Origin of the sequence: Corynebacterium sp. HMSC073B01 (assembly GCF_001838255.1) — a bacterium.
GTDB lineage: Bacteria > Actinomycetota > Actinomycetes > Mycobacteriales > Mycobacteriaceae > Corynebacterium > Corynebacterium jeikeium_D.
This window is the reverse complement of the sequence record NZ_KV836170.1, coordinates 1-24326: the sequence shown is the minus strand read 5'-3', so window position 1 is coordinate 24326 and position 24326 is coordinate 1. Positions and strand designations below refer to the sequence as shown.

Here is a 24326-nt window from a genome sequence, read left to right as displayed (position 1 = left end):
CCGAGCGGACACACTTTTTGTCACTTAACCCCCTGGTGCGGGAGTTTTTAATTGCGCTAGCGACTACCTAGAGGTGCGCACAAGCGCAGATGCACAGCACGGACGATTAGGAAATCGAAGCCTCGTAGATGCCCTTGACGGACTCAGCCATAGTTGCGTTGAACTCTTCGTCGGACTGCTGAGCGGACAGGCCCTCAGACAGTGCACGGGAGAAGGAAGCAATCATGCCGTGGTTGCGGGACAGGCGCTCGTTGGCGTCCTCGCGCTCGTAGCCACCGGACAGGGCGACAACGCGCATGACCTTCGGGTGCTCAATCAGCGGCTTGTACAGGTCATCCTTGGTTGGGATGGAAACCTTGATCATGACCTTCTGGTCATCAGCCAGGTCATCCAGGCCAGCGAGCAGCTCGCGCAGGACGATGTCCTCAGCCTCTGCCTTGTCAGCAGCGTTGATGTCGACCTCCGGCTCCAGGATCGGAACCAGACCGTGGGACAGAACCTGCTTGCCGAACTCGAACTGCTGAGCAATGTTGGCCTTGATGCCCTCTTCGTTTGCCTCAGCAATGAAGGAACGCATCTTGGTACCGAAGATGCCCTTAGCGACAGCGCGCTCCAGCAGCTCATCCAGGCCCGGGCACGGCTTCATAAGCTGAACGCCGTTTTCCTTGTCTGCCAGGCCCTTGTCAGTCTTCAGGAACGGGACGATGCCCTTCTTTTCCCACAGGTACTGAGCGGTCGGGATTCCCTCGATGTCGCGATCCATTGTCTGCTCGAAGAGAATCGCGCCAATAATCTGCTCAGAGTTGAAGGACGGGGAAGTGATGATGCGGGTACGCATCTCGTGAACCAGGTCGAACATTTCATCTTCGTTCGAGTACTGATCCTCGTTGATGCCGTACAGGCGCAGAGCCTTCGGGGTAGATCCACCGGACTGGTCGAGAGCGGCGATGAAGCCTTTGCCCTCAGTCATCTGACGTGCCTGCTCGATGTTCATTCGAGTCCTTTCGTGAGAATGAAGGAATGTCACCTACCAGGGTAACCAAAACAGTATGAGTGCGCTGTCCACCCATCACTCACATGGGGGAAGTTGAATCCGGCGGGAGTGTGCTGGTGAGGACGTCGGGCGGTGTGTCGGAGTGTGTTCGCACGTGGTTTCTGGAGCTTTCCAACGTTTTCTAGTGCTTTCCGGCGTGCTACTACGCTTAACGACGCTGCCGAGCTCAATCCTTTTTGCTATAGGTGTGGTGTGAATCACGGTCGGGAAATTGAAAAACTTGAAGTTGAGTGGAACAGACTCAAGGTTGAATGCGTTATGGGTAGTGAATGACAAAGTTGAGCCAAAGGGGCGCAAGTTATGAGTTTTACACCAACAACTAAGACTGGAGAAGTTCTCCAGGAAGCTATGAAGGCCGCGACCAGCGCGGGTAACCCGGATATCCGGCCTGGGCACATTCTGGTAGCACTGCTGGAGCAAAAGGGGGGTATTGCGGCTCCACTGCTTGAAGCAGCGGGCGTTAATCCTTCCGGGGTTTTGACCCGCGCTAAGGAGTTGGTCGCGGGGTACCCGTCGGCAAGCGGGGCGAATATGGCGAACCCACAGTTTAATAGGGACGCCGTTAATGCTCTGAACGCCGCCGAGGAGCTGGCGGGGGAGCTGGGAGACGAGTACGTTTCCACGGAAATTCTGCTTATCGGTGTGGCAACTGGCCAGTCGGAGGCGGCAACTGTGCTGCAGTCGGCGGGTGCTACTGCCGAGGCGTTAAAGGGTGCGCTGACTAGTGTGCGTGGATCGAGGAAGGTAACAACGGAGAATCCAGAAGAGCAGTACCAGGCTCTGGAAAAGTATGCGACGGACTTAACCGCGCGGGCACGTGAGGGCAAGATTGACCCAGTTATTGGCCGCGATGCGGAGATTCGTCGCGTGGTACAGGTCTTGAGTCGTCGTACCAAGAACAATCCGGTGCTCATTGGTGAGCCGGGCGTTGGTAAGACGGCCATTGTAGAGGGGCTGGCACGACGCATTGTTGCAGGTGATGTGCCGGAATCTCTGAAGGGCAAGACGCTGATGAGCCTGGATCTGGGCTCTATGGTCGCCGGTGCGAAGTATCGCGGTGAGTTCGAGGAGCGCCTGAAGGCGGTTCTGGACGAGATTAAGGAATCCGACGGTCAGATTATTACCTTCATCGATGAGATTCACACCATCGTTGGCGCTGGCGCCACGGGTGATGGCTCGATGGATGCGGGCAATATGATCAAGCCGATGCTGGCTCGTGGTGAGCTGCGTCTGGTCGGTGCGACGACCCTGGATGAGTACCGCAAGTACATCGAGAAGGATGCTGCGCTGGAGCGTCGTTTCCAGCAGGTCTTTGTCGGTGAGCCGAGCGTTGAGGACGCCATTGGTATTCTGCGTGGTCTGAAGGAGCGCTATGAGGTCCACCACGGTGTTCGCATCCAGGACTCCGCGCTGGTGGCTGCAGCAACGCTGTCGGACCGCTACATCACATCCCGCTTCCTGCCGGATAAGGCTATCGACCTGGTTGATGAGGCCGCATCGCGTCTGCGTATGGAGATTGACTCCTCGCCGGAGGAAATCGACTCCGCGGAACGCATCGTGCGCCGCCTCGAAATCGAGGAAATGGCCCTGGAGAAGGAAACTGACATCGCGTCGAAGGAACGCCTGGACAAGCTCCGTGAGGAACTTGCAGATGAGCGCGAGAAGCTCAACGCTCTGAAGACTCGCTGGCAGAACGAGAAGTCCTCGATTGATGATGTCCGCTCCGTCCGCGAAGAGCTCGATGCCCTGCGCACTGAGTCCGAAAAGGCTGAGCGCGAAGGTGACTACGGGCGCGTCGCAGAGCTGCGTTACGGACGCATCCCTGAGTTGGAGAAGAAGCTGGAGGCCGCCGAGGAATCGGTCGCTGACGCAGAGGAAAACTCCATGCTCAAGGAGGAGGTCACGCCTCAGGAAGTCGCTGAAGTTGTCTCCGCCTGGACGGGTATCCCGGCTGGCAAGATGATGCAGGGTGAGACCGAGAAGCTGCTCGAAATGGAGCTTAACCTCGGCCGTCGCGTTGTTGGTCAGACTGCCGCTGTGGAGGCTGTCTCCGATGCTGTCCGCCGTTCGCGTGCGGGTGTTGCCGATCCGAACCGTCCGACTGGTTCCTTCCTGTTCCTCGGTCCAACTGGCGTTGGTAAGACAGAGCTGGCCAAGGCGCTGGCGGAGTTCCTCTTCGACGATGAGCGTGCGATGGTGCGCATCGATATGTCCGAGTACGGCGAGAAGCACTCTGTCGCTCGTCTGATTGGTGCTCCTCCTGGATACGTCGGCTACGACGCTGGCGGTCAGCTCACCGAGGCTGTTCGTCGCCGTCCGTACACCGTCGTGCTTTTCGACGAGGTCGAGAAGGCTCACCCGGACGTGTTCGATGTGCTCCTGCAGGTGCTCGATGAGGGTCGCCTGACCGATGGTCAGGGCCGAACCGTGGACTTCCGAAACACGATTCTGATTCTGACCTCCAACCTCGGTGCTGGTGGTACGCATGAGCAGATCATGGATGCGGTCAAGATGGCCTTCAAGCCGGAGTTCATCAACCGTCTCGATGATGTGGTGATCTTCGATCCGCTGACCTCCGAGCAGCTGCGCGGCATTGTGGACATTCAGGTCCGTAACCTGGCAGAACGCCTGGAGGCACGTCGTCTGGTGCTGGATGTCTCCGATGAGGCACTGGATTGGCTGTCGGAGCGCGGCTACGACCCGGCCTACGGCGCCCGTCCGTTGCGTCGCTTGGTGCAGAAGGCAATCGGCGATGAGCTGGCACGTCGACTGCTCGCCGGTGATGTTCGCGATGGTGACCGCGTAGAGGTCACGGTTGCTGACGATGGCGAGTCGCTGAAGGTTGTCGGCTATGACGAGGATGGCGTAGCCCGAGTCTAGGGCGCCTGATACTCAGGGTGATAACTGCACAGCAGGCTGTCTGTTTGTTGGGGCGGTTTGGGAGAGTTTTCTCCTGAACCGCCCCTTTTTTGTGCTTTTATTGTCCGGACTTATGTGTCTTGTGACCGACCGTGTGGGCTTGTTGCATTCCGGTCAGTCTGGAGTGCGCCGGTATAGTGCGCAAATATGACTAACTTTCAGTGGCGACCAGCGACAGACTCCGACCTCCCCTTCATTGCCTGGATGGACGAACTAACGGAAACGTTCGGAGATGAAAGTCAGCCACTGCCGGAAGATTATGTAGTCACGAGGCGTCAATACGTCGACCAGTGGGACGCGAGTCAGGGCGGGGTTATCCTTTTCGCCACTTCGCTTGACGACGCTGACCTCGAGTCGCTCAGTAGCGACATGACCCGCACTGATCCATTTGAACCGAGGGTTTCTCGCGAGGCTACTTACAGTGCGGCCGCCATTAAGGCGGAATGGTTGGAGCGCGGGGATTCGTCGTCAAGTGAAGAGCACGAGAGCTACGAAGTGCCGGTGGGGGCGGCCTGGCTGCGTACGTTTACGCAGGACGGACCGGGGTACGGTTTCGTGGAAAATGGGATTCCTGAGGTAGCGATTGCGCTGCGTCCAGGTGTTGTTGGGCGCAGGCTGTCGCAGCCGATGATTGCGGGGCTCCTTGAGTATGCGCGTGAGCTGGGGTACCCGGGGGTTAGTCTGGCTGTCCATGATGCCAATCCGCGGGCGGCGAAAGCTTATGTGAAGGCGGGGTTTGAGCTAGTGGGACGCTCGAGCTTCCCGGACCATGACGTGATGGTGGTGCGGTTTTAGGCTTTCGGCGTGCAGTTTTTTTGGGGGGGGGGCTGCGCGGGTGGTGAGGGACTGCGCGAGTTGGTGGGGTTTTCAGGGCGGATGGTGGGGGGGGACTGCGCGAGTTGGTGGGGTGTTTAGGTCGGGAGCGTGGCAGTTTTTCGGAAAAAGATTCGAAAAAGTTGACGTGGGGGTTATGGTGTGTCGAATTGGTGTGCGATAATGTGGAGGAGGGAAATTAGTTAGTCCATTTGGGGATTCGGATTGCTAGCGTTTTAAAAGGGGGTGGGGAAATGTCTACATCATCGGCGTCAAACGGCGGTGGACCGCTTTCGACATCGCAGGTTTTAGATGCGGTTGCACAGTTTGAAGCTCTGTCGACAGTCATCGTGGAGAACTTCGAAGTACTTGCACCGGATCATGCGCACGACGCATATAAGTCGATTGAGAAAGCGCGAAAACGACTCGCAGTAATTGATGCGACTTATGTGGAGACAATGAAAGGGCGGATGCCCAGCGCGGAGCACCGAAGGATCGCGTGGCTAGCGCAGGAGATGCGAATCTCGCGAGCAGAAGCGAGGCAGCGTATCAATGTCGTCGGACGTCTGAGTAGGAATGTTGATCCGTTTGCTCCGGCGAATGAGGATGTGCGAATGCCGAACCTTCGTCAGAAAGTTGAGGAAGGTGTTGTCGGTGCGGATGCTGTTGCGAAGATTGACAAAGCCGTTCGCGAGCTGCCGGCAACGGAGCATGCACAGCTGTCTAGGCTGCTGGACAAGCACATTGCAGATTTAGTGGACAAAATCCGTGTTGATGATCTCAATAAATTGCCGAACCGTCTGCGGGCAATGCTGGGGGTTGATGACCCGTATACGGATGAGGACCGTGCTCGGAAACGAAGCCTAAAAATCGGTGCTCAAGGGCCGGATGGCATGAGCCGGTTGAGCGGTGTGGTTACGCCTTCGTTTGCGGCGGTGCTCAAAAGGCTGCAGGCAGATTATGCGCGACCTGGCGGGTTGCTCGAAGAAGGTGCCGATGACCAGCGGAATCCGGAGCAGCGTTTCCATGATGCCGTGGAAGCGGCGGTGAATGGGGGCTTTCAACCGGGCGGTGAGCTTCAGCCGGCGCGGGGGACGACATCGGTGGTCACCGTCGCGCATATCGCAGATGTGGCAGCGTTAGCTGGAGTCTCCCTGCCTGAGGGGGAAGATTTTGTACTTCCTGGATCGGGTAAAGCGGTCTCAGACGCGGGAGTGCGAATTTCCATTAGTCAGGCCGTGCAACAGATGGTCGATAGAAATTCGTTCCTCCAAGTCTTGGGGAATGAGGGGCAGACCTTGTACTTTGGTCGATCCCGCAGGCTGGGGACTTTGCCGCAGTATCTGGCCCTTCTTGGAGAGGAAGGAGGTTCCTCCGCGCCGGGCATGGGCACTCCGGGAGCTATGTGCGATGTTCACCATGTGCAGTCGTGGGCTTCCGGTGGTGGCACTGACCTGGATAATCTCACGTTGGTGGATCCGGGTACGCATCGAAAGATCGATGATGCTCGATGTGATGAAAATGCTTGGTGGACGCTCCGGCCGGATGAGGTGGCGGAGATTCTAGGAACTGACGAAGGGGACGGGGTTAGCGGGGAGTGTGAGCAGGCCTCTACTGATCGTGTGGTCTGGGTGCCCCCGAAAGACGAGGAAGGAAACCGGAAAGCGGAATCCAATGAGGACCCCGATACGTTCGATAACCCGGGGCGCTGGTTGCGTCGTAAAGCGCGAGAGAAACGGGCGGGGGACACAGCGGATGGCAATGGTGGGACGGGACAGGATCCCGGTGGGTAGTCGGATTGGGAGACAGAGGCCTGGCTTAGAGGCTGATCTTCCGTTTCGTAGTCAGCTTTGCGTTAATGAAGCGGTTGAGGAAAGGGGGGCGACGCTGGCGGCATAGTGCAGCAGTTTTTCTGCGGTGGCACAGCCGGTTCCATGGCCTGTACCTGAGATGAAAACGGCCAGGTGGGCAGCATCTTCATGCACCTTCCCAAGCTCCTAGTTTTAATAACGTACATATCGCGCTACCAAGTCAATCGATTTAGAATCCGGAATTATGACAACATCCATCTCGGTACAAGAGCTTCGTGACAAGATTGCCGGCGGCGGTCGTATCGTCGTCGTTGACGCACGCTGGTCGCGTGCTAAAAAACCATATGACTCCTACGCCACGGCTCACATCCCACTGGCCGTGTTCTGTGATCCCGAGTTGGACCTAGCAGGTGTTCCAAGCCGAGAAGCTGGTCGCAACCCGTTGCCGGATATCGAGCGTGTGCGCGATGCCGTCCGTCGATGGGGAGTCCGCTCGGAGCATCTGGTGATCGTCTACGACGCGGGCGATGGACTGTTCGCGTCACGTGCTTGGTGGATTCTGCGCTGGGCAGGTTTGGAGAATGTGCGTGTCCTCACCGGTGGGTTAGCTGCTTGGGAAGCAGATGGAAACGAGACTGCCTTCGGGCCCGGAAATCTGCCGCGGCCTGGAACGATTGCGGTGAGTGAAGGCAATATGCCTGTTGCCAGCCTCGATGACGTACGCACCTGGTCTGAGCGTGGAATTTTGGTGGATGCGCGTGAGCCCAGCCGTTTTGAAGGTCGTAGTGAGCGCGTCGATCTGCAGGCAGGTCACATCCCGGGTGCCGTGAACCTGGCGGCTCGCAGTCTGCAAAATGCCGACGGCTCCTTCCTGCCTGTTGAGCAGCTCCGTGAGCGCTTTGCCTCCGTCGGTATCGAAGACGGTCGCAATGTAGCGGTCTACTCCGGTTCCGGTCTTCATTCCTCGCTGTTCATTCAGGCTATGGAAGAAGCGGGCATCACGGGCGCCGCTCTGTATGTCGGCGGCTGGTCCCAGTGGGCTGGCGATCCGAGCCTGCCTATCGTCCGCTTCTAAGCGGGCCCGGGCCAGGGCGACCGCCCCAGGGCCCTTGATGTGCCGTCCATGTGGCTTTTGCCCCTCGCCCTTTACCGTCCTAGAGAGTCCCGTACGCTCTCTCCTCGGGCATTGGCATTGCGCCAGACGGGGGACGGCATCTTGTCGCTGACCAAATAGAACTGCTTCTGGCTTAAGCTAGGAGATTAATGATTCCCCTAGTATTCACCCTCGCAGCGATTCTCATCATCGCCGCAGTCGCGCTGTTCGTTGTCGACCGCCGCCGTCGCAGCATAAGTGAGACTGCTGTGGCGTCTCCGTCATCGCCATCGCTTTACGACGAGCCCTCGGACTTCACCGGCGAAGTAACCGGTGTGGCGGCAGAAGATGTTGTGCCCGAACTGCCGGATTCTTCAGAGCAAGGAAGCTCCGAGACAGCTTCTGTGGCGAGACCGAATATCGCAGCTGATGCTGACTCTCACTCTGAGGTTGCCGCTGAGACTGATAGCGCCGCTGAAGTTGATTCTGAAACTGAGGTTTCGACGACAGAACTGGGGACTTCAGCTGTAGAAAAGACACCGACGGAGCCTGAATCTGTCTCGGGAATCGAGCCGGCGGCCACTGCTGAAATGCCCGAAGCAACAGAAGACGCGGGTGCTGCCGAAACATCGGAAGCAGCAGCTGATCTGAATGCGGGAACGGACGTGACTCTCCGAAGCGGCGCGGAGTCTGGCACAGAATCTGGAGCAGGGCCTGGCGCGGAGCCAGCCGAGTCGGTGACTGCTGAAGATACCGATACCGCGGATGAGCCCGAGACAGGTTTAGTGGGCGATGCCGTTGCCACAGGGGCCGACAGCACCACCGCTGCTGACGCTCGCACTGGAACTGTTGGGGGTACAGAATTCCGGGCTGCAGCCGGCGAAAATGCCGAGACTGACGAAGTGCCGCAACCATCCGATCGTGCGGCGCGCACCCAGGCCACCCAGGCCACCCTGCCCACTGAGTCCACCCCGCCCGCGCAACCGCAGCGCGCCCAGCAGCAGTCAGTGGCCCCTGTCCGTCGACGTATCAGCGGTCGCCGTGTGCGTCACCTGCGGAAGGCCTGGGCGCAGGAACGTAATTCTGTCTACAACCGTGTGGACCATGAGCTGCCGTCGTACTGGCAGCGTACGCCGGACGGCGATGCCAAGGCCGTGGTCTCCGGTTTCGCCTTTGGCCGGGAAATGCACCTCGCCGATGTCGGCGGCATCACCACCATCGCCATCCGCCGCTCTGTATCCAGCGATGAGGTTTTCGAGTTGCGCCGCAGCGGCGGCACGACGCTGCCTCACGTAGCCACCGAAGCCGGCCTGGTAGTCGCAGCTACCGACCCAGAGCTCATTCATCGCATTTTCGACGACCGTGCAACCCGCATGCTTGCCGACGTGCACCCGGCCATTACCCGCATGTGGTCCGAAAACTCCTGGTCCTTGGCTCAGCTGATTGATAATTCGGTGCCAGAGGACTGGGACGGTGCACTGGCATCGCTGTCGGACTTCTCCGACATTGCACGCAGGTTGCCACCAGCGGAAGGCGAAACCGTCGCTCCGGACACTAAACAGTGGGATCCCACTCGTTTGCAGCTCACCGAGCAGTCCGTTGACTCTGGTTCCTTGATTTCTGATGGAACCGGGCGTGGGCACTTGCACGCGGTACCAGACCAGCGTCGCAACGGTTCTGCTAACCACGATTCGCAGGATCATAGCTCACAGAACGGGCATGCCCAGAGTCACAGCGCGCAGAATAGCAAGGGCGAAGAGCCGCTGGACGTTGAGGAAATTGTTTACGCAGATTCTCCTTCGTCCTCGTCCGCTGCTACCGCGGATGCAACCACGGATGATTCGCAGTGGTCGTCGCAAAGCAATGCACAACCCACGGTGGTGCAGGCGATTGACGGTTCGTCGTGGCGCCCTACGCGGGATATACCGCTGGATCCGACGGCGCTGCCTTCGCGGTCAACGGCACGAAAGATGGGTGCAAACGTTGGTGAGTCGGAGGACATTGGGGATTCTGGCCAGCAGATTCCTGCGCTTGGTGAGGACCCCGAACATAGCCGGATGCGCTCGAGCCAGGGGCGTGTGGTGCGATCAAATGTGAAGCCCGCCAGTATTTTTACCGACGCCGCCCCAGACCTCGACAGCAGCGACGACCCCACCGAATCTATGTCCGAGGACAAGGGCGTAACCCCTGATTCCGCGGACGAGTAGAACCAGACATATCCTTGAGCACACAGTCGTTTATTTAGGAGACAACCTCAGATGAGCATCCACACGAGCAATGTCAATCAGGAGAAGCTGCAGCGTTTGGCCGAGCTGGTCAAGGAGCTGGCGGTTGTTCATGGCAAGGTCACGCTGTCGTCTGGACGTGAGGCTGATTACTACGTTGACCTGCGCCGCGCCACTCTACATCATGAGGCCTCGCGTCTGATTGGTTCTCTGCTACGAGAGCTCACTGGAGACTGGGACTACGCGCACGTCGGTGGTCTGACGCTTGGCGCGGACCCGGTGGCTACCTCTGTCATGCACGCCGAAGGGCGCCCAATTGATGCCTTTGTGGTGCGTAAGGAAGCCAAGAAGCACGGCATGCAGCGCCGCATCGAGGGGCCGGACATTGTGGGCAAGAAGGTCCTGGTTGTTGAGGACACCACCACGACGGGCAACTCTCCGCTGACTGCCGTCGCTGCCCTACGTGAGGCCGGTGCTGAGGTTGTCGGTGTCGCCACGGTGGTTGACCGCGCGACGGGTGCCGGCGAGGTCATCAAGGCTGAAGGCCTGGAGTACCGTTATCTGCTCGGTTTGGATGACTTGGGTCTGGCCTAAGAATCTGAGCGCTAGAGCTATCGCCGAGCCTCACCCTGCTCGCCGAGCCTCACCCTGCTCACCGAGCCTCACCCAGCTCACCGCCCCAACGCAGTCCCACGAAAGAGGAACATCCCCATGACCACCAAGCGCGCAGGACTCCTGTCCAAGCTCACCACGACCAAACTTCCCGGCACAAAGGAAACCGTCGCTGACATGTTTGTGCGTCGCACGGGCGAGGGCCTCGGCGCACTCGTCGGTATCGCCAGCGCGAGCTCCGACACTCGCCGTGCCCCAGAACGTGCCGGCTACATCGCCGCCAGTGCGGTCAACGTTGTCTCCAGTGCCTTCGGCTGGGAGACTCCACGTCGAGTTTCCAAGACTGTCCTCATGCCACTGTTGGCGGCCAATGTTTGGCGCCGTCGCCACGAGACGTCTCGCTTTACGACGACCACCCTGCTCATCGGCCTCGCCGGCGGTTGGCTGGGCGACTTGATTCTCATGCCGAATAAGCCGAACCTGAACCGCGGTTCTGTGCCGTTCGCAGTTAACCAGGTTGCCTACCACGTGCTGCTGTGGCGTGCCGGAGCTCGGATTAGCGCGCTGCGTGCTGCCATTCGCTTCCCACTGTGGGCTGGTTCGGTACCGCTGGTCGGTGCTGTAAAGCCCGAGGCGCTGCCCGCTGCTGTTGGCTACGGTCCGCTGCTGGCTGTGACCTCCGCACTGGCCGATGACCCGGCGCTGCTGGAGGGTGCCGGTGCTGTCGGTACTGATGAGCAGACCGGCCTACCGATTGCCGATGCCGCCTACGGCCTCGGCCACGGTGGCAACCTGTTCCTCGTCTCCGACACGCTACTGATGGCTCGAAAGATGTTTGCGGAGGAGGGCGTCGTCGGCAAGCTTCTGAATGCGGCAGTGATGGACACCTACACCGTGGCGCAGTTGTTCCTGGTCGAGGGGCTGTTGGCTCTTGACCGCGCCTGAGCCCGGGAAGGGGCCGACGGAATGGTTTGAGGCTCGTGTCGGGGTGGGGCCGTGGGAGCAGGAGCACCCGAACGAACCCCGGCCGACCGGCCCAGAATACGATGAGCAGCTTCTGGATGAGGGCGACCGACGTAATGTCGTCGATGCCTACCGCTACTGGACGATGGAGGCTATCGTCGCGGAGCTGGATAAGCGTCGTCATCCGTTGCATATCGCCATCGAGAATTTTGAGAATGACTCCAACATTGGCACCGTGGTACGCACCGCAAATGCCTTCCTGGTGGAGGCCGTGCACATCGTGGGGCGCAAGCGTTGGAATCGTCGCGGCGCGATGGTGACTGACCGCTACCAGCACTTGCTGCACCACGAGACGGTGTCGGAGGTCATTAGCTGGGCGCGCGAGCATGATTTGGCTGTCGTGGCCGTGGACAATGTGCCGGGCTCCGTACCCATCGAAACCGTTGAGTTGCCCGAGCGTTGTCTTTTGCTCTTCGGCCAGGAGGGGCCGGGAGTGACTGAAGAAGCACAGCAGGCGGCGGATTTGACGGTGTCGATTGCCCAATTTGGCTCGACGCGTTCGATAAATGCGGGGGTAGCGGCGGGTATTGCCATGCACTCTTGGATTCGTACTCATGCAGATATCACCGCGGCCTGGTAATTGTCTGCTTAGGTGTTTTATTTCGAAGGCTGTTTTAGAGCTGTTTCACAGCCGTTTTAAGGAGAGCCAGTGGTTCTAAAAATGTCGCGTCCGGAGGCCGAAACGTGGGCCTATCGTGCGGACGTGGCTGAACAGGCGATTCGCAACCGTCATGCGGCGAAGCTGTGGGGTCTTCCGGGCACGAATTTGGCAATGGCTTCCTGGCCCGCGCCGCTTCGACATAAGGTCTTCATCAACTGGCATTACTGGTGGCAGGCGCAGTATCTCGACTGCCTGGTAGACGCAGCCAAGCGCGTGCCTTCTAAGGAGAAGTACCGCGCTATCCGCCAGACCACTCGGGGTATCCGCATTCGCAACCTCACGCTGCTGACCAAGAACAAGTACTACGACGATCGCGCGTGGATGGCGTTGGCGCTCGGGCGTGCCGACGCTGTCCTCGGCGCATCGGTGCCCAAGAAGACGACAGCACGGCTGATTTCATGCTTGGGCGATGGTCGGCAGGAGTCCACGGGTGTGCTGCCGTGGCGTGAGCAGGACCTCTTTTTCAACGTCCCCTCGAACGGTCCTGCAGCCATCGCTCTGGCCCGGGCTGGTCGTATCAAGGAGGCAGAGGAACTTATCGATTGGGTTTACGCCAACCTCCTGTCGGACTCAGGGCTGCTCTACGACGGCATTCGCTTGTCCATGGCAGGTGCCGTCGTGCAGAAGGGCATGTTTACGTACAACCAGGGTGTCATGATTGGCGCTTGCCTCGAAGTGGGACTTGCGCTTCGGGCGCACGGCCAGCGTGAACAGGCGACGAAGTATTTCACGCGCGTGCAAAACCTCATCCACGCGGTGGCAAAGGATTTGGCGACCACCGACAATGTTATCGCCGGTGCCGGTGGCGGCGATGGTGGTCTGTTCAACGGCATCCTGGTGCGATACCTCGCCGATGCGGCGGTGCGTTTGCCTGGAGACAATCGCATGAATCGCGCGGCAGCTCGCATTGCTCGCCGACTGGTTCTGGCTTCGGGGGAGAAGTGCTGGTACCACCGCCTCGAGGTTGATGGCCTGCCGCTTTTCCCCGCAGATTGGAACGATAATGCTCAGTTCCCACAGGGCGGTTCGGTTGCGCAATCAGTCGGTGGCGCGGTTCGCGGTTCGGCGATTAAGGAGCGTGACCTCTCTGTCCAACTGTCGGGTTGGATGCTGATGGAAGCGTGCGCCCGAGTGGCCGATTTTGTTGCGACCAAGCTGGAAAATGGTGAGTCGTTGGATTCGACGAAGCCGAGCTGCCCGGAGTAGTCGGGGAACGCTAGTTGGTCGTCATCTGGCGCTTGCCGACGTTGTACCACCGCGCTGTGCCCGCCGTTGCCAACAGGGAGTCACCTACTGAGCCCCTGCCATCGCCACGTGATGCCTGGCACAATAGGACGCATGAAACTCAATGACATGATGGCTCCTGCTCCCGTGAAGCTCCCCGTTCTTGACGAGGCCGTTGCTGCCCGCAACGGTGGCGCAAGCCCGGAGGCCGTGGTTCGCGCATGCCCGCGCGATTCCCAGGCTTGGGCGGATTTGGCTGAAAGCGCCTTGTCCGAGGGCCAGGAGATTCAGGCCTATGCCTTCGCTCGCACTGGTTACCACCGCGGTCTGGACCTGCTGCGTGGAAACGGCTGGAAGGGGTTCGGAGCCATTCCGTGGGAGCACGAGCCGAATCGTGGTGTGCTCCGCGCCTTCGCAGCGTTGGCTAAGGCTGCTAAGGCTATCGGCGAGGATGATGAATTCGATCGCATGATGGCGTTGCTGCGTGACAGTGATGAATCCGCGTTGCCAGAACTGGGTCTTTAATCGCGCACAGAGATTCAGCGGGCACATAAGAGTGCACAACAGCACAACGGGTACATAAAAAGCGCACAGTTTTTTACATGAGGATGGTGACTTCGGCATGGCTGGCATAGCTGGTGGGGAAGATAAGGATGCCGCAGCTGCCAGGAATCTAGAGGACCTTGCTCCCGCGCATGTCGACGACCTCGTCGAAGCTAAGGAAACGCAATTCGTCGAGGATAATCCGCGCCCGGATTTCCAAGATTTTCGCAATACGTACCTACATCCGGCCTCCCGCGCAGCAAACAAGTTGCGTCAGAAAGTGAGGCCCCGCACGCGTTTCCTCCATGCGATTGACCGTGTGCGCTCCCGTTGGATGCTCATTGTCCAAGCCACGTTAGCCGCTGGGTTGGCCTACTGGTTCGCACTTGAGGTACTGGGGCACCCCAACCCGTTCTTCGCGCCGATGGCCGCTTTCATCAGCCTCAACGTGATGACCGCAGGTCCTCGCTTAAAGCACTCTGTGGAGTTGGTGCTCGGTGCCTCGTTGGGAGTCGGCATTGGTGATGTGATTATCTCCATCCTCGGCTCGGGTATCTGGCAGCTGACCGTCGGTGTGTTCGTCGCCATGGTCATCGGTGTGTTTGTCGGTCGAGGACCGCTTGTGGTCAACCAAGCGGCATCTTCAGCCGTGCTCATCGCCACCATTATTCCGCCGGGCACCGCTGGTTCTTATTACCGAATGATCGATGCTCTCGTCGGTGGTGTGGTGGGCATTATTGTGCTCATGATATTGCCGCGAAGCCCGCTGGCGGGTGCTCGCCGCAAGGTGGCCAAGGTCCTCGACATGGGTGCAGATGTACTTTATGACATCGGCATCGGCATGAAAGAGGGCGACACCGATCGCATCCGCACCGCACTGAGCGTGGTGCGCTCCATGCAGGCGCAAGTCTCGCTGATGGACCGCACTGTCGCCGACGCGGGCGAGCAGGTCCGTATCTCGCCGTTGCTCTGGCGCTCCCGGGATCGAATCCACTCGCTGTCACGTATGGTTCATCCCGTCGACAACGCCATGCGCAACATCCGTGTGCTCGCGCGTCGCGCTATCACAGCACGTGAGGACCACATCGACTTCTCGTCCGAACTGTGCGCACTTGTTCTCGGCGTGTCTGAAGGTACGCGTCTGGTCAGTCATGTGCTTGACGACGAAGCCGCCGTGCGCCGAATCCCAGAGTGGGGCGAGTTGCCTTTCGAGTCCGGCGACATCGCTATCGCTCAGCTTTCCGAGGGATCCGGAGAGGTCAAGCTTGAAGACGTGGTTCGGTACTTGCGTCGTTTAGCGGCGAAAATGCACCCACGCGTGATCGAGGACGCAACGCTGTCGGAACAGGTTGTGTTTGCGCAGTCCCGCTCATTGGTGGTGGACCTGTTGCAGGTGTGTGGCCTGTCCAGGCGTTCAGCTGTGGCAACGCTGCCGCCGACGACCCCGTTCCCAGCAATGCCGCCGGAGGTATGGGACGAGTAGCCGGTGAGGAGTGGGTGAGTAGCGGCTCGCTAGGCGCCCGTCGGTTACTGCCCACGTGCTCCGGCGCACATGCTACTGCCCACGTGCTATTGCAGCATGCTCTAGTGCGGTACGCGCTTGACCTCGACGCCGCCGAAAGCGACAAAGCCGCGCACAATAATCTTCGGAGCCTGTCCTGCGCCAGGAGCAGGAAGGTTACGTCCCGGGTTTCCAGTAACATCCGTGCCGCCGAAGATGGGCAGCACGTCGACATCAACCTGGTAGTGGTCGGGGACAATGACGTCGACTCCACCGAAGGCGCAGCCAATGTTGACGACAGTGGTTTCCGCGGTCAGGATGGCCTCGCGGAAATCCAAGCCAGTCCCGCCGAAGGCCGCCACCGTGGTGTGCGTGGGAGCGCACGTCCACGGGCCTCTCTTGTCGGTGCCGCCGAAGATGCCGATGGAGAGCTTCGAACCAGTTGCCGCGGCGGAGCTATCAATCCGAGCTGGTTGATGATTGTTGGCTGCATTCGGTGCCACCGAATGGTGCTCGTCCGGGACGCTGTGTAGGTTCGGGCGCAGGTTAGGGTTTGGGTGCGCATGTGGAGTCGGCTCGGCCAGGTTCGCGGGCAGCGACAAGTCCTGTGTCAATGCGGGCAACTCATCGATGTACGTCGCCTTTTGGGCTTTCTCGGTGCGCTCCTGCAATTCCGCAAAGTCAATCTGGCCATCGCGGAATGCCCATTCCAAGCGTTCCAGCGCAGTGTGGCGGGCTTGGTCGCCAGCGCGTAGCCGTGGGGTGTTGTCAGTCATGATGCTGTCCTATCGAGGCAGTGGCGGGCAGTGGCTTTAACACCCAAATGTTATCTGTACTCGAACTTTCGCGCAGGTCACTTTCATGCACGCCACTTTCGCACAGGCAGACCGTGGCTATTGCCCGCCGCAGTTAGTGCACAATCTGCAAGTCGCGAAGGTGTCGGTACAGAGTTGTCTTCTCTCTCGGCTTTCGTGACTCCACGCCATCGCGCACATATCGGAAGCCCAGGCCACCAACTTGAACTGCCCGACCCGTCATCGGACGGTGTAGCTCGCGGGCCGGGGCTTCTTTCGCTTTACGACGGCCACCGCGCCCCAATCCGAGTCGGCTCAGCAGGCCTTTGCCGCTCTCACCCTCGTTACCGTTTTCCGCATCCGGCGCCGGAACTTCGGCCGCAACGATGCCCGGGGCATCGGGGGTAGGGCGAATCTGCAGGCCGGTGGATGTGCCGGAGAACATCTGATGCTCGTCGACATAGACCTCGCCAGTAAACCCGTTTGCCGAGGACACTCCGGTAATTCCCGGCTCTGTCAGTAGGGCGTAACCAACAATTGCGTGGCCGGTGTCGTCGCGAATCAGCGGCACTGGCGTCGTCGGGCGTGTGAGCGCGGCCGCCGCATCGAGCCCTTCTCCTCCTTCGATGCCCCAGTTTTTGGCCGCGGTCGAGGGCGCGGTGGGGACATGTGCCACTTCAATCCACAGGAGGTTCTTGCGCATCAGGTAGGTTGCCACGGTAGCCAGTGCCGCGTCGGTGCCAACGACCACAATTCGTAACGGCTCGCTCGGCTTTTGCGGAGCGGGTTGCGGAGCGCCTAAGTGGTCGACTTTCTTCTGCTTGGAGATTTCCTCCGGCGTCGGAGCTGTATCGACAGGCAGTACGTCCTTGGCCAGGTCGTCGATGAAAGCCAGCTCCTTGCGGGTGGGGATCATCGCGACGTCGTGAAGCGCATAGGCGGGTGGTGCCGGAGTAGCTGGTGCTGATGGTGTGGACGGTGCTGATGTAGACCATGATTGGCGGAGCAATTGGGAAAACGCGGGTACATCGGGGCCACACTGCAGCACAACAATACGCATAGGACTACACTCTAATGCGTCGTCTGCAATCCCAGGAGTTGAAGTAGGACTATGGCCGCAATCATTATCGTCGGTGCCCAGTGGGGCGACGAGGGCAAGGGCAAAGCAACCGATATTCTCGGTGGCCGCGTCGACTACGTCGTCAAGCCCAACGGTGGCAACAACGCCGGCCACACCGTTGTCGTCGGCGGTGAGAAGTACGAGCTGAAGCTGCTTCCGGCGGGTGTGCTGTCGGAAAACGCTGTGCCGATTATCGGTAACGGCTGTGTGGTCAACCTCGAGGCGCTTTTCGACGAGATTGATGGCCTCGAAGCTCGCGGTGCAAAAGCCTCCCGCCTGCGCGTTTCCGGCAATGCCCACATGGTTGCTCCGTACCACCAGACGCTGGACCGCGTGACCGAGCGCTTCCTGGGTAAGCGCGCTATCGGCACCACTGGCCGCGGTATCGGCCCGACGTATGCCGACAAGGTCGGCCGTACGGGCTTGCGTGTCCAGGACATTCTGGATGAGTCGATTCTGCGCCAGAAGATTGAGTCTTCGCTGGCTCAGAAGAACCAGATTCTGGTCAAGCTGTACAACCGCCGCGCTATCGACCCGGATGAAGTCTTTGATTACTTCATGGGCTTCGCCGATCGTCTGCGCCCGATGATTATCGACTCGGAGTTTGAGCTCAATCAGGCTTTGGATGCCGGCAAGCACGTCCTCATGGAGGGCGGCCAGGCCACCATGCTCGACGTCGACCACGGCACCTACCCGTTCGTGACCTCCTCGAACCCAACCGCTGGTGGTGCCTGCGTGGGCACCGGCATCGGCCCGACGAAGATCACTTCGGTGCTGGGCATCATGAAGGCCTACACCACCCGCGTCGGTGCTGGCCCGTTCCCGACGGAGCTGTTCGACAAGTGGGGCGAGTACCTGCAGACCACCGGCGGTGAGGTCGGAGTCAACACCGGCCGTAAGCGCCGCTGTGGTTGGTACGACTCGGTGCTGGCTCGCTACGCCGCGCGCGTCAACGGTTTCACGGATCTGTTCATCACCAAGCTGGATGTCCTGACTGGTATCGGCGAGATTCCGATTTGTGTCGCTTACGACGTTGATGGCGTGCGTCACGACGAAATGCCACTCACCCAGTCGGAGTTCCACCACGCTGTCCCGATTTACGAGACCATGCCTGCATGGGACGAAGACATCACTGGCTGCCGCACCTTCGATGAGCTGCCGGACAAGGCCAAGGATTACCTGAACCGCCTGGAGGAGCTCTCCGGCGCTCGCATTTCCTACATCGGTGTTGGCCCGGGTCGTGACCAGACCATCGTTGTCCACGATGTGCTGGACAACTAGCGCTGGGCAACTAGCGCTGGGTACTTAGCCTGGGGGGCAGTGGCGAACTAGCCGGAAAATAGTCCGGCTTTCGACCCGGCTTTATCGAACTGTTAGATAAAAAATCTTCGGTGTCGAAACTGCTGGCTGCTGTAAAAAAGAACATTTGCTAACCACGAGAAGGCTCTGGGAATTGTCAGTTGACACTGGCATCCCAGAGTCATTTTTGTATCGTAGGCCTCACCGCGTGGTCCAACGACAGAAGTCCAAACGACAGAAGGCGTGTGGTTTTCATGCAAAACACAGGACACCGAGTACAACGACTGGCAAGTTCCGCCGTACTTTCCGGCGCGATGGTTTTCTCCGCAGTAGGTGGAGCCGTTGCAGCTCCCGCGGCTCAGGCGGAACCGGCCCCAGTGCCGGCACCGGCTCCGGCGAAGGCAGATAGCTGTACCCCGAACCCGGCAGCACCTGAAATCCAGGAGGCCCTGGATAAGGTCAACAGGGAGCGTCCGAACAACCATGATGGGTGGAAGTACACTGGCACCTCCAACTTCAGCCCGTGTAGCGATTTGAGCTTTGCTCTCGCAGATCAGGCCAAGCAGGGCAACGCTCAGTCCTCCACTGTGCTGTTGATGTTCCACAAGGGTGAGTTCATTGGTACGGACTCTGACCGGCCTCAGCACATCAACAAGGTGACGCCGACCCCTGATGGTAAGAACATCTCGGTCATCTACCACGACTGGGAGGCTCAGGAGGCCGCAGGTGCGCCGAACGCTGATGCGGCCAAATTCACCTCTAATGTTCACTTCTTCTGGAACGGAGATCACGTCGTCCACGAGGGCAAGATTCCCGGCGGCGCGAAGCCCGCTTCCTAAGGACTCCCGAGAATTTTCGAGAGCTTTCGAGAATTCTTGGACACTCTCGGGGGCTCTTGGGTTTTCCCAAGTAAACTCAATTCAGAGTCGGACATGAGAAAGTAATGCTCCGTCGTAGCGCAGTGCTTGAGAAAACTTGAGAGAACAGAAGAGGTTCCAGCCATGAGTGGTCATTCAGTTCGTCGCGGGTCGATGCTGGTTAGCGCGGCGGTCGCAGGTGTAGTGGCTTTGTCCGGTTGCTCCACTGATGAGACCGCAGCACCGACCTCTGCTTCTCAGGTAGATCAAGAAACGACGACCATCACTACGACCACCACTGTCGAGGATGACAGTGAAAGTGCAGATACCCCCAATCCGGATGTCGATGACAACGACCCCGATGGGGGTTCTTCTGCGCCAACCCAGGAAGAGGCTTTCGAAGAAGCGGTTGCCGACCTGAACTCAATGGAAGGTGGCAATGGCAGCGGTTGGACAGTCACGGACGATACGAACTGGGATACCACCAGCGAGTTGACCTTTGCCTCAGCAGTACAGAATGAAATTACGCATTCAACTACCGCTGGTGCAGTGCTGCTGTTTCATAAGGGCGAGTACGTGGGGACCGCCGGTGGTCCGCAGACAATCAACTCGGTCGAGGGTGATGGCAAAACTGTGACCGTCAATTTCTTCGATGTCAATAAAATGATCGAAGACGGCGGTGCCTTCGCCTTTAAAGACCAGTACAACGCTCCCGTTACGTACTCCTGGGATGGGGCAGAGGTTGCTCAAGAAGGCGAGATTCCAAAGGCAGAGGGGAATTAAACGCTCACCCCGCACTCTCTCCAGATGCGAGTGCTGTCAGGCCGTTTTAAAGTAGTGGCGCACCACACAGTTTTCACCCAGATTTCTGTGTTCCGTAAACCTCCGACGGTAGTTTGTCGACACTGTGTTGTCGGTACTATGCCGTCGCTATGAAGTCGCTAACACTACGCCCAAAGAGGAAAAATCACCGGCCATGTCTTCTCGCAACTCATCTGACTCCATGTTTGACGAACGGACCAAGCAGAGCGAGCAGCCTCAGAATTCACGCGTCCACGGCACGCGCCGCGCAATCGCGGCCATCGCTATGGGCGCGTTTGCTATTTCTCCTATTGCAGCCTGCAGCAATGATGCAGACAACGACGCGGCGTCGTCGTCAAGCAGTGCAAGCGCGGTCAGCACTACGTCGAGCGAAGAGAAGACCTTTGAAAAGCAGCAGGTCGCTGAGCTGAATGCGGCCGCGAATGTGCGGCCGGCTGCGATGGCTAAGCTGCCGGAGGGTTTTGATCTGCAGTCACACCGTGGTGGTCGCGGTGAGTGGACGGAGGAGTCCAAGCAGGCGATGATCAACTCGTTGGAGCTGGGCGTTACGACGTTGGAGCTGGACATCGTCCTGACGAAGGATGGCGTGCCTATGGTCTGGCACGATCCGGAAATCCAAGATGACAAGTGCTCGGACACCGAGCCAGTGACGGAGGGGGATCCGCAGTACCCGTACGTCGGCAAGCTCGTACATGATCTCACCTATGAGCAGGTACAAACCCTGGTCTGCGACAAGAAGCTCGAGGACTTCCCGGATGCGGAGCCAATCAAGGGCAATAGGATGATGACCCTGCCGGAGCTGTTCGAGCTGACTAAGGACAACCAGGACATCCACTTCAACATTGAGACCAAGATCGAGGGCGAAAAGCGCGCTGACTCGGCAGAACCGCAGGAGTTCGTCGATGTGATTCTCGACGAGATTGACCGCGCGGGTGTGGCTGATCGTGTGATGATTCAATCCTTCGATTGGCGCTCGTTGCCGCTGGTCGCGGAACGGAACCCGGAGATTCCGCTGGTCATGCTGTGGGACGAAACCACCTGGAAGAAGGATTCTCCTTGGATCGGCGATGTCAATTACGACGAGGTCGATGGCGACATCATCGAGGCCGCCAAGCAGCTCGGCGTGCAGGTGCTCTCACCGACGCACAGCATTCCTTACGGCAAGACACCGTCGGATTCTGACTACCACCCGGTCGCCACGCCGGAGCTGATTTCCCGCGCACACGAGGCCGGCATGAAGGTGGTGCCGTGGACGGTGAACGAAAAGGAGACCATGCGCGAGCAGATTGCCGCTGGTGTCGATGGCATCATCACCGACTACCCGACGCGACTGCGCGAGGTCTTGGCCGAGCTGAATATGCCGCTGCCAGAGCCCGCTCCGGTGGGTGATGCAGCGATGTCGACGAACTAGTAAACCCGGCTAGCACCAGCGAAAACTCGTCTGTATCCCTGTTTTGCCCGTGTTTAGCTCTGCGGGCTGAGCGTGTTTCGTGTCACACTTGACCTTATGACGCGTTTGAAAGTGCTTGCCGACGTTGACACGGGTATCGATGACAGTCTTGCTCTCGTCTACCTCGCAGGGTTACATACCGCAGGCGAGATCGAGCTGGTGGGTGTGACCTGCGCAGGTGGTAACACCACTGCGGCATGGTCCGCTCGCAACACCAAGTACATGTTGAATCTCTGCGGTTGCCCGGAGGTCCCGGTTGTCAGCGGTTTCGAGGGGCCCGCTGACCGTGAGCTGACTACCACGCCTGAGACTCATGGTCCGTACGGGCTGGGCTACAACCTGGCGCCACCGGCCGTCATCTACGAGCCGGGGCGCGGAGGGGCGGCGGATCCGCTGGCGCTGTGGCGCCAGGTCATCGAACAGGCGCGGTCGACGGGGGAGAAGGTGCACCTGCTGGTCACTGGCCCTATGACTACCTACGTGGCCGCTTTGAAGAAGTACCCAGAACTCATGCGGGAGCTCGACGGTGTGACCATTATGGGCGGTGCTGTGGACTACCACGGTAACGTCACCGAGTTTGCGGAATGGAACTTCTGGGTCGACCCCACCGCGGTCACCGAGGTGTTCGGCACCGCAGGTGCTGTGGCCGTCGAGCGCCCGGAGGATGCCGTGCGCAGCATCGCCACCGCCGCAGGCGCGCCGGTGCCGACGCTGGTTCCGCTCAATGTCACCGAGACCATCACCATTAGTGATACTGAGATTGAATCCTGGCGAGATGCCGGTATGAACTCGGAGCTGCTGCGTGTTCTGCGCCGCTCGCTGAAGTTCTACTTTGAGTTCCACCAGGGAGTTGGAGTCGGTTACAAGGCGCAGGTTCATGACCTCTTCGCTGCGATGGTGGCCGTCGGTGCGGTGACAGGGGAAGTGGAGAAGATGCGTCTCGTGGGCGTCGATAAGCGAACCTTTGCAGCTGAGCCAGCACGCCGCGGCCAGGTGGTGGAGGATTCAGCCGGAGCGGTGGCGAATGTTGTCCTGGCCGCTGACCGTGAGGTGGCGCTGGCTGAGTTCCAGCGGGTGTTCCCGCGCTAGGTTCCCGCCCGTGCCCGCCGCGGTGAATCAGCTCGCTGTCGTATGCTGGAGGCAATCAATTTAACAGCTGCTGGTTGCGCAGCGTATGTGCCGTAGACGAAAGCGAATTTATCTCGATGTTCACCCCTGAAGCCACCGGAACCCCGTACCAGCCGGGAGCAACGCGAGTTCTGCTGCTCGGCTCTGGCGAGCTCGGCAAGGAGGTGACCATTGCTTTCCAGCGTCTTGGCGTTGAGGTGCACGCTGCCGATCGCTACGAGCATGCACCGGCACACCAGGTAGCTCACCACGCCTACGTGTTGAATATGTCGGACCCTAGCGCACTGCGGGACCTGATTCTCCAGGTCAAGCCACACTTCATCGTCCCTGAGATTGAGGCTCTGGCAACCGAGGTGCTGGCAGAGGTCGAGGAAGATGAGACGCTGGACGTCACCGTTATTCCGACCGCACGGGCGACTCAGCTGACCATGAACCGAGAAGGTATTCGCCGCCTGGCTGCGGAAGAGGTGGGACTGCCGACTTCCCGCTATCACTTCGCCTCCAGCTTTGATGAGTTCACCGCAGCTGTTGATGAGATTGGCTTCCCATGCGTGGTCAAGCCGGTCATGAGTTCCTCGGGCAAGGGACAGTCCACGCTGCGTTCGCCGGAGGATGTCCAGGCCGCGTGGGATTACGCCATGAGTGGCGGTCGCGTTGAGTCCGGTCGCGTCATCGTGGAGGGCTTCGTTGATTTCGACTATGAGATCACGCTGCTGACCGTGCGCTCCGTTGATCCGGAGACTGGCGAGGGGGCAACGTGGTTCTGTGAGCCCATCGGCCACCGTCAGCAGGATGGTGACTACGTTGAGTCCTGGCAGCCGGCAGCCATGAGCGAAAACGCCCTGGACAATGCGCGCTCTGTCGCCGCGCGCATCACCAACGCGCTGGGCGGTCGCGGTATCTTCGGCGTCGAGCTGTTTGTCCGCGGCGATGAAGTGTGGTTCTCCGAGGTCAGCCCGCGCCCGCATGACACCGGCATGGTCACCATGGGTACGCAGCGTTTCTCCGAGTTCGAGCTGCACGCGCGCGCAGTGCTGGGGCTGCCTATCGACGTCACGCTGGTGTCCCCGGGAGCTTCCGCTGTAGTCTACGGCGGTGCTGACATCGAGCAGCCGGGCTACACCGGCCTAGCTGAGGCCATGGCTATTCCGGAGACAGACATTCGTATCTTTGGTAAGCCGTTTGCCGGTCCGCGTCGCCGCATGGGTGTTGCTGTTTCGACCGCAGATTCTGTCGACGCTGCTCGTGAGCGTGCATCGGAGGCGGCATCAAAGATTAAGGTCGTCGAACTGGGGTAGTTCGACGACCTAGTGTGCGCTGCTGGTGTTGCTTGGGAAAGGAACGCGGGTTAAGTGACAAAAAGTGTGTCCGCTCGGT

The 24326-nt window shown here is 59.5% G+C and carries 20 protein-coding genes; 17 read left to right on the top strand and 3 right to left on the bottom strand.

Annotation, left to right across the window (positions count from 1 at the left end; translation table 11 throughout):
• Window positions 1–106 precede the first annotated feature (106 nt).
• Entirely contained in the window at window positions 107–994 is an 888-nt protein-coding gene (locus HMPREF2849_RS07230; protein ID WP_038626781.1) for a fructose bisphosphate aldolase, read from the bottom strand.
• Between the two features lie 360 nt (window positions 995–1354).
• Between HMPREF2849_RS07230 and clpB the strand changes: the two genes are divergently transcribed.
• The 11 genes from clpB to HMPREF2849_RS07175 all read left to right on the top strand — a co-directional run bounded on the left by clpB (window position 1355) and on the right by HMPREF2849_RS07175 (window position 15461).
• Window positions 1355–3934 (top strand): ATP-dependent chaperone ClpB, encoded by a 2580-nt coding sequence (gene clpB, locus HMPREF2849_RS07225; protein WP_070605325.1) that lies wholly within the window; start codon window positions 1355–1357, stop codon window positions 3932–3934.
• Window positions 3935–4120: 186 nt separating this feature from the next.
• Window positions 4121–4768: a GNAT family N-acetyltransferase gene (locus HMPREF2849_RS07220; RefSeq protein WP_070605329.1), complete on the top strand. Its 648-nt coding sequence runs from the start codon at window positions 4121–4123 to the stop codon at window positions 4766–4768.
• Between the two features lie 272 nt (window positions 4769–5040).
• The gene (locus HMPREF2849_RS07215) at window positions 5041–6579 is read left to right on the top strand and encodes an HNH endonuclease signature motif containing protein (RefSeq protein ID WP_070862816.1); all 1539 of its coding nucleotides are present in this window, start codon (window positions 5041–5043) and stop codon (window positions 6577–6579) included.
• 262 nt (window positions 6580–6841) lie between these two features.
• A complete protein-coding gene (locus tag HMPREF2849_RS07210; RefSeq protein WP_016421551.1) occupies window positions 6842–7672 on the top strand; it encodes a sulfurtransferase in 831 nt (276 codons plus the stop codon).
• A 188-nt stretch (window positions 7673–7860) separates the two neighbouring features.
• Window positions 7861–9897, top strand: a complete 2037-nt coding sequence (locus HMPREF2849_RS07205; RefSeq protein ID WP_070862814.1) for a type III secretion system chaperone family protein — start codon at window positions 7861–7863, stop codon at window positions 9895–9897.
• Window positions 9898–9948: 51 nt separating this feature from the next.
• Window positions 9949–10509, top strand: coding sequence for an orotate phosphoribosyltransferase (gene pyrE, locus HMPREF2849_RS07200; RefSeq protein ID WP_049193770.1), 561 nt, complete (start codon window positions 9949–9951; stop codon window positions 10507–10509).
• Window positions 10510–10626: 117 nt separating this feature from the next.
• Window positions 10627–11472, top strand: coding sequence for a lysoplasmalogenase family protein (locus tag HMPREF2849_RS07195; RefSeq protein ID WP_016421548.1), 846 nt, complete (start codon window positions 10627–10629; stop codon window positions 11470–11472).
• On the top strand, window positions 11459–12130 hold the full coding sequence (locus HMPREF2849_RS07190) for a TrmH family RNA methyltransferase (RefSeq protein ID WP_038626765.1): 672 nt from the start codon (window positions 11459–11461) through the stop codon (window positions 12128–12130). The genes HMPREF2849_RS07195 and HMPREF2849_RS07190 overlap by 14 nt, the downstream gene beginning before the upstream one ends.
• 69 nt (window positions 12131–12199) lie before the next feature.
• Window positions 12200–13417: a glycoside hydrolase family 76 protein gene (locus tag HMPREF2849_RS07185; RefSeq protein WP_049169856.1), complete on the top strand. Its 1218-nt coding sequence runs from the start codon at window positions 12200–12202 to the stop codon at window positions 13415–13417.
• Between the two features lie 132 nt (window positions 13418–13549).
• Window positions 13550–13960: a DUF3151 domain-containing protein gene (locus tag HMPREF2849_RS07180; RefSeq protein WP_016421545.1), complete on the top strand. Its 411-nt coding sequence runs from the start codon at window positions 13550–13552 to the stop codon at window positions 13958–13960.
• Window positions 13961–14057: 97 nt separating this feature from the next.
• Complete coding sequence (locus HMPREF2849_RS07175; protein WP_005510217.1) at window positions 14058–15461, top strand: FUSC family protein; 1404 nt, start codon at window positions 14058–14060, stop codon at window positions 15459–15461.
• A 101-nt stretch (window positions 15462–15562) separates the two neighbouring features.
• Here the strand turns inward: HMPREF2849_RS07175 and HMPREF2849_RS07170 are convergent, their stop codons facing one another.
• Window positions 15563–16255 (bottom strand): DUF1707 SHOCT-like domain-containing protein, encoded by a 693-nt coding sequence (locus tag HMPREF2849_RS07170; RefSeq protein ID WP_049193771.1) that lies wholly within the window; start codon window positions 16253–16255, stop codon window positions 15563–15565.
• Window positions 16256–16388: 133 nt separating this feature from the next.
• Window positions 16389–17333, bottom strand: coding sequence for a hypothetical protein (locus HMPREF2849_RS07165; protein WP_224433541.1), 945 nt, complete (start codon window positions 17331–17333; stop codon window positions 16389–16391).
• Window positions 17334–17384: 51 nt separating this feature from the next.
• Between HMPREF2849_RS07165 and HMPREF2849_RS07160 the strand changes: the two genes are divergently transcribed.
• The 6 genes from HMPREF2849_RS07160 (at window position 17385) to purT (ending at window position 24247) form a co-directional block, all read left to right on the top strand.
• Window positions 17385–18674 (top strand): adenylosuccinate synthase, encoded by a 1290-nt coding sequence (locus HMPREF2849_RS07160; protein WP_016421542.1) that lies wholly within the window; start codon window positions 17385–17387, stop codon window positions 18672–18674.
• Between the two features lie 272 nt (window positions 18675–18946).
• A complete protein-coding gene (locus tag HMPREF2849_RS07155) occupies window positions 18947–19531 on the top strand; it encodes an LppP/LprE family lipoprotein (RefSeq protein ID WP_016421541.1) in 585 nt (194 codons plus the stop codon).
• Window positions 19532–19693: 162 nt separating this feature from the next.
• Window positions 19694–20332 (top strand): LppP/LprE family lipoprotein, encoded by a 639-nt coding sequence (locus HMPREF2849_RS07150; protein ID WP_016421540.1) that lies wholly within the window; start codon window positions 19694–19696, stop codon window positions 20330–20332.
• Window positions 20333–20525: 193 nt separating this feature from the next.
• Window positions 20526–21782, top strand: a complete 1257-nt coding sequence (locus tag HMPREF2849_RS07145; RefSeq protein ID WP_016421539.1) for a glycerophosphodiester phosphodiesterase family protein — start codon at window positions 20526–20528, stop codon at window positions 21780–21782.
• A gap of 96 nt (window positions 21783–21878) precedes the next feature.
• Complete coding sequence (locus tag HMPREF2849_RS07140) at window positions 21879–22910, top strand: nucleoside hydrolase (RefSeq protein ID WP_070862812.1); 1032 nt, start codon at window positions 21879–21881, stop codon at window positions 22908–22910.
• Between the two features lie 116 nt (window positions 22911–23026).
• On the top strand, window positions 23027–24247 hold the full coding sequence (purT, locus tag HMPREF2849_RS07135) for a formate-dependent phosphoribosylglycinamide formyltransferase (RefSeq protein ID WP_070439007.1): 1221 nt from the start codon (window positions 23027–23029) through the stop codon (window positions 24245–24247).
• The last annotated feature ends 79 nt before the right edge of the window (window positions 24248–24326 follow it).